General features: G+C 66.0%; 6 protein-coding genes and 1 tRNA gene. 3 read left to right on the top strand and 4 right to left on the bottom strand.

What is annotated here, in order from left to right; translation table 11 throughout:
- On the top strand, positions 1-398 hold a 398-nt coding region (locus tag ACFU0Y_RS16440; RefSeq protein WP_380215751.1), incomplete at its 5' end, for an FG-GAP repeat domain-containing protein.
- A 319-nt stretch (positions 399-717) separates the two neighbouring features.
- Positions 718-1,527, top strand: a complete 810-nt coding sequence (locus tag ACFU0Y_RS16435; protein ID WP_380215749.1) for a hypothetical protein — start codon at positions 718-720, stop codon at positions 1,525-1,527.
- A gap of 234 nt (positions 1,528-1,761) precedes the next feature.
- Here ACFU0Y_RS16435 and ACFU0Y_RS16430 read toward each other — a convergent pair whose 3' ends face one another.
- Positions 1,762-2,031 carry a hypothetical protein gene (locus ACFU0Y_RS16430; protein WP_380215747.1) on the bottom strand — a complete coding sequence of 90 codons (270 nt, stop codon included), beginning with the start codon at positions 2,029-2,031 and terminating at the stop codon, positions 1,762-1,764.
- Between the two features lie 367 nt (positions 2,032-2,398).
- Positions 2,399-2,469: transfer RNA gene (locus tag ACFU0Y_RS16425), tRNA-Gln, on the bottom strand.
- A 360-nt stretch (positions 2,470-2,829) separates the two neighbouring features.
- Here ACFU0Y_RS16425 and ACFU0Y_RS16420 point away from each other — a divergent pair.
- Entirely contained in the window at positions 2,830-3,291 is a 462-nt protein-coding gene (locus tag ACFU0Y_RS16420) for a nuclear transport factor 2 family protein (protein ID WP_380215745.1), read from the top strand.
- 77 nt (positions 3,292-3,368) lie between these two features.
- On the opposite strand, the gene ACFU0Y_RS16415 is transcribed toward ACFU0Y_RS16420, so the two are convergent.
- Both ACFU0Y_RS16415 and ACFU0Y_RS16410 read right to left on the bottom strand, forming a co-directional pair.
- Positions 3,369-3,785, bottom strand: coding sequence for a helix-turn-helix domain-containing protein (locus ACFU0Y_RS16415; protein WP_380215743.1), 417 nt, complete (start codon positions 3,783-3,785; stop codon positions 3,369-3,371).
- A complete protein-coding gene (locus ACFU0Y_RS16410; RefSeq protein WP_380215755.1) occupies positions 3,730-4,002 on the bottom strand; it encodes a recombinase family protein in 273 nt (90 codons plus the stop codon). The genes ACFU0Y_RS16415 and ACFU0Y_RS16410 overlap by 56 nt, the downstream gene beginning before the upstream one ends.
- Positions 4,003-4,134 lie beyond the last annotated feature (132 nt).

Here is a 4,134-nt window from a genome sequence, read left to right as displayed (position 1 = left end):
CCAACGAGAGCTGGACCACCAACCCGTACTACGGAAACAAGAGCACAGCCTTCGCCGACGTCACCGGTGACGGCCGGGCCGACGCCATCGTCGTCAACGACGACAAGGTCACCGTCCGCCGCTCCAACGGCCAGCGCTTCCTGCCCAACGAGAGCTGGACCACCAACCCCTACTACGGCAGCCGCGGTGACCCGGTGTACTTCGCCGACGTCACCGGTGACGGCCGGGCCGACGCCATCGTCGTCAACGACGACAAGGTCACCGTCCGCCGCTCCGATGGCACCAAGTTCCGCCCCAATCAGAGCTGGACCACCAACCCGTACTACGGAAACAAGAGCACAGCCTTCGCCGACGTCACCGGTGGGGGCCGGGCCGACGCCATTGTCGTGAACGGGTAGGCCTGATACGTCGCAGTTCTGTTGCACAGCATCCGAGCGGCCCGGATCCAAACCGGGCCGCTCGGGTGCTGAGGTCCGGCTCGGAGCCACCGGTTTACACCCTGGATCAGCCTCCTGGGCAAGACTGTGATTTTTGTCGTCGTGGTTCCCGTCACGGCGGGGTGACTGTCGCGCTCGACGACGGGCGCCCACCCCGAACACTGTCGTTGAGGCCACCGAGAAAGGGCCACCTCTCTTCGAGGCAACTCGTGACCATACTCACGCTGAAGCTCCTGGAACCTTGTGCATCTCGGGGCCTGCAGCGCCGAAGGAGACGGCCATGCCCCTGGAGCACCCGATCGAAATCAAGATCACCGTCGGCGGCGATCTTGCTGAGTCTCCCCCGGGCACCGTCGACAAGGCCGTGCAGGACCTGAAGCTTTCTGGCGGCCGGGCTCGGCGGATCTGGTTCCTCGAGGACCTGACCCCCGGTTTACCCCAGCACCTGCCGATGCTGGAGACCGGACAGATCTTCCGGGTCCGCCTGGACGCGAAGAAGAACGGCAGCTGGGAAGCCGACGCCACCGTGAAACTGCGCCCAGCACGCCGCACGCAACTGCCCCACCCCTGGGACCGAGCGCACTCGACAGGCGGGGCAAAGGACGAGACGAAGAGCTATGAGTACCGCATCGAGGAGGACTGGGCGGGGACACGACGCTCTCTGGCTGCCTCCCTGAAGGTCGACATCGACCCCGATCGGCTCACACCAGGCCACACCTCCAAAGACAGTCGCAGGAGCGGGTTCCCGCCCCAGGAGATGTTCAGCGAGCACCACCAGCAGTTCCTGGCCGACTGCGCCGATCGTCGTGTGGTCCTGGATGCGCTCACTGCCCTGGGCCCCATCGAGGCCACCCGGTGGAAGGACGTGGAGGTCGGGAAGTTCACCACGATGGTGGAGCGGTGGACTCACGAGGGGTTGGACTTCCTCGAGCTGTCGATTCAGCTCGAAGCAGGCAGCGAGGAGGATCCCCTCGATCGTCTGATCGCTTTCTCGACCGCCGTAGCCGCCCGCGGGCTGAACCCCTTCAGCCGTCAGGAGACCAAAACCCGCCGCGTCCTCGAGCACCTCGCCCACCGCGCCGGCGCCTGAGCACACATCCACGACCCCACCAGGATCCGCAGAACCCCAGACGCCTGCCTTCTCGACCCCACCCCGCTCCCGAACAACTACGCAGTTCACGGTGGTCGCCGATTGCCCAACGCTGCCAGGACCTGGCCGCCGCACGGGAGGACATGGTGTGCCCGGGGGCGAGAAGGAAGCGCCCGGACCAGCGGGCCGGAACCAAGAGGCGCCTGCACCGATCCGCGGCAAGGATGCCCGGACTCAGGGGATCCCGGTGAGACGGAGGAGGGCGGTGTGCACCGCCTGAGCCTTCGGGGTCCTCATCGCTTGGAGGTGCGCGCAGATCTGCTGGACCGTCTGCGGGTCCAGGCGGTGACCTTCGGCGCTGTCCCGGCACACCGTCCAGTCCACCGCGGCCGCGTAGCGGTCACTGATCAACGGCTCGTGGACGGGACAGTACTGATGCAGCGGTGCCGTGGTCAGTTCCGGAAAGCTCGCCGCCGTCCAGGCCACCACCGGAAGAACGGTCACGGCCTCCTGACCGCACCCACTCACCGCACAGGCCATCCCCGACGTCATGGCGCTACTGTGCCGGGACGAACCGGCCCACCGATAGGGGCCTGTGCATCTTCATGCGTTTATGAAGCCGGTCACCCCCGCCCAACGCGGAGGCGAGGACCGCCTTCGCCTCCGGCGGTGACCGCCGGAACGGGTGCTCGCGGATCCTTCGATGAAAACCCCGGGAGTGCGCAGCCGATCCTCCCCACGCACCATGACACCCCGTGATCTATCACCCCAGCCGTCGCCGCAGCTTCCGAGCCAAAAATATTTGTGGAGCGTCAGTGGAAAGTAGCACTGGGGAACACAACGAGCACAGTGAGATCTGGGGGTTTGAACGCTCCGGCGCGAGGGTTCGAACCTCGGATTGCTGATCCAAAGTCAGCCGTGTTGCCGCTACACCACGCCGGAATGGTGTTGAGCGGCAACGCCAAGGAGCTAGCGCCGTCGCCGCTCAACAAGCAGCACGCGTTGGCGTTGCTCAGGGCGGTGGCGGCAGAAGTTCACGGCCCCAATATACAAGGGATACCCACGGCTTGGCCGGTGGCTCGTATCGCCCCCGGGCCCGAAAGCGAGGAAAACCTCCACCGACCCAGACGGCTATCGCTTTGGACAGCCACGGCGTGTACGGCCCACTCGTCGAGGTCACCATGCCCGGGCGGAGCCAGATCGTGATGCGGCCCCGGGTGGTGGGCGTAGTGGGTCCGGAGGACGATAGTGAGGGTGTCGAGCAACCATGGCAGTGATCGCGGTGCCGGCTGACTCCGGCCGATGGCTGACACGGTGCTGCGGAAGGCCTTCCAGGAGGAACTGATGGACATCATTGCTGATCCCTTCGAGTCCGCGCAGGCTTCCGTGCAAGCGCGGATCGAGCAGGTCCTGGATGCTGTGACCGTCAAGGACTTCGACCGTCTGGCCTCCTACCATCTAGCGGGACCGAAGTTCACGAAGTTCGACGACGTCGAGCCGTTGGACCGCCAGGACGCCGAAACCGGTATGAGGCTGGAGGTGAAGCAGTTCACCGGGATGAAGGACTTCCACGGCCGGTTCGATGACCTGAAGATCGATGTGTTCGGCCCGGTAGCCATCGCCACCGGGATCTTCGTGTGGGACTGTCAGATCGAAGGAGACGTCGTCTCGGGCCGGACCCGGTCGACCTTGGTCTTCGTGGACAGCAACGGACAGTGGGTGATCGCCCACGAGCATCACTCCCCGTTGCCCACCAACGGTTGAGAGACGGTTGCAACCGGCTGTCGACGCCGATCACGCGCGACGGCATCTCTGCAGGCTTTCAACTGGAGTGACCCCCGTCAGGCCCTCGCACAGGGAGCGGGATCGGCGACCGTAACCGGCCCAGCGGTCACCGGCTCCGGGGGTCGGGGCGGGAGGTGGCGGTAGAGGGTGGTGCGGGTGATCCCGGTCTTGGCCACGATCTCCGCGATCGTGTGCCCGCTCTCGCGCAAGTGCGCCGCGTAGGCCAGCTTGTCCGCATCCACCACCGAGGGCCGTCCGATCCGCCGGCCCTTCGCCGCGGCCACCGACCGAGCGTGGGCGGCCCGTTCGAGGGTGTAGGTGCGCTCCATCTGCCCGAACAACGCCAGCAGCACCACCGCCGGCTGCGCCATCGGGTCATTCGGGTTGCTGGAGTCCACCTTGAGCGGATCCGCCAGGTTACGCACCCCCACCCCCCGCTCGGCGAGGTCGTGGATCAGGTTCAAGGGTGTCACGCACGGTGCGCCCAAGCCGGTCCAAGGTGTGCACCACGATCACGTCACCCTCCCGGGCGTAGGCCAGTGCCGCGGTCAGCCCGAGACGGTCGGTGGTGACCCCGGATTTCTTGTCCACATAGATCCGCTCGGGCGCGATGCCGACCTGCCGGAGGGCATCTATCTGCCGGTCGGGCTCCCGTTTGGCCGTCGAGACCCGCGCATACCCCAAATCCATGCCGTTGGTACACCGGAACTCGACTCCGTACAGACTCACACCTGGTCTCAATACCTGGTCGGTCGTTGCTCGCCTTCGGTTGGGCGACTGATCATGCCTGCATGGCCACACGCACGCACCAGTGGATGGTCG

The sequence above is a fragment of the Kocuria sp. NPDC057446 genome, assembly GCF_042802875.1.
Classification (GTDB): domain Bacteria; phylum Actinomycetota; class Actinomycetes; order Actinomycetales; family Micrococcaceae; genus Kocuria.
Note: the sequence above shows the minus strand (reverse complement) of the source record. Positions and strands in the feature narration are given on the sequence as shown.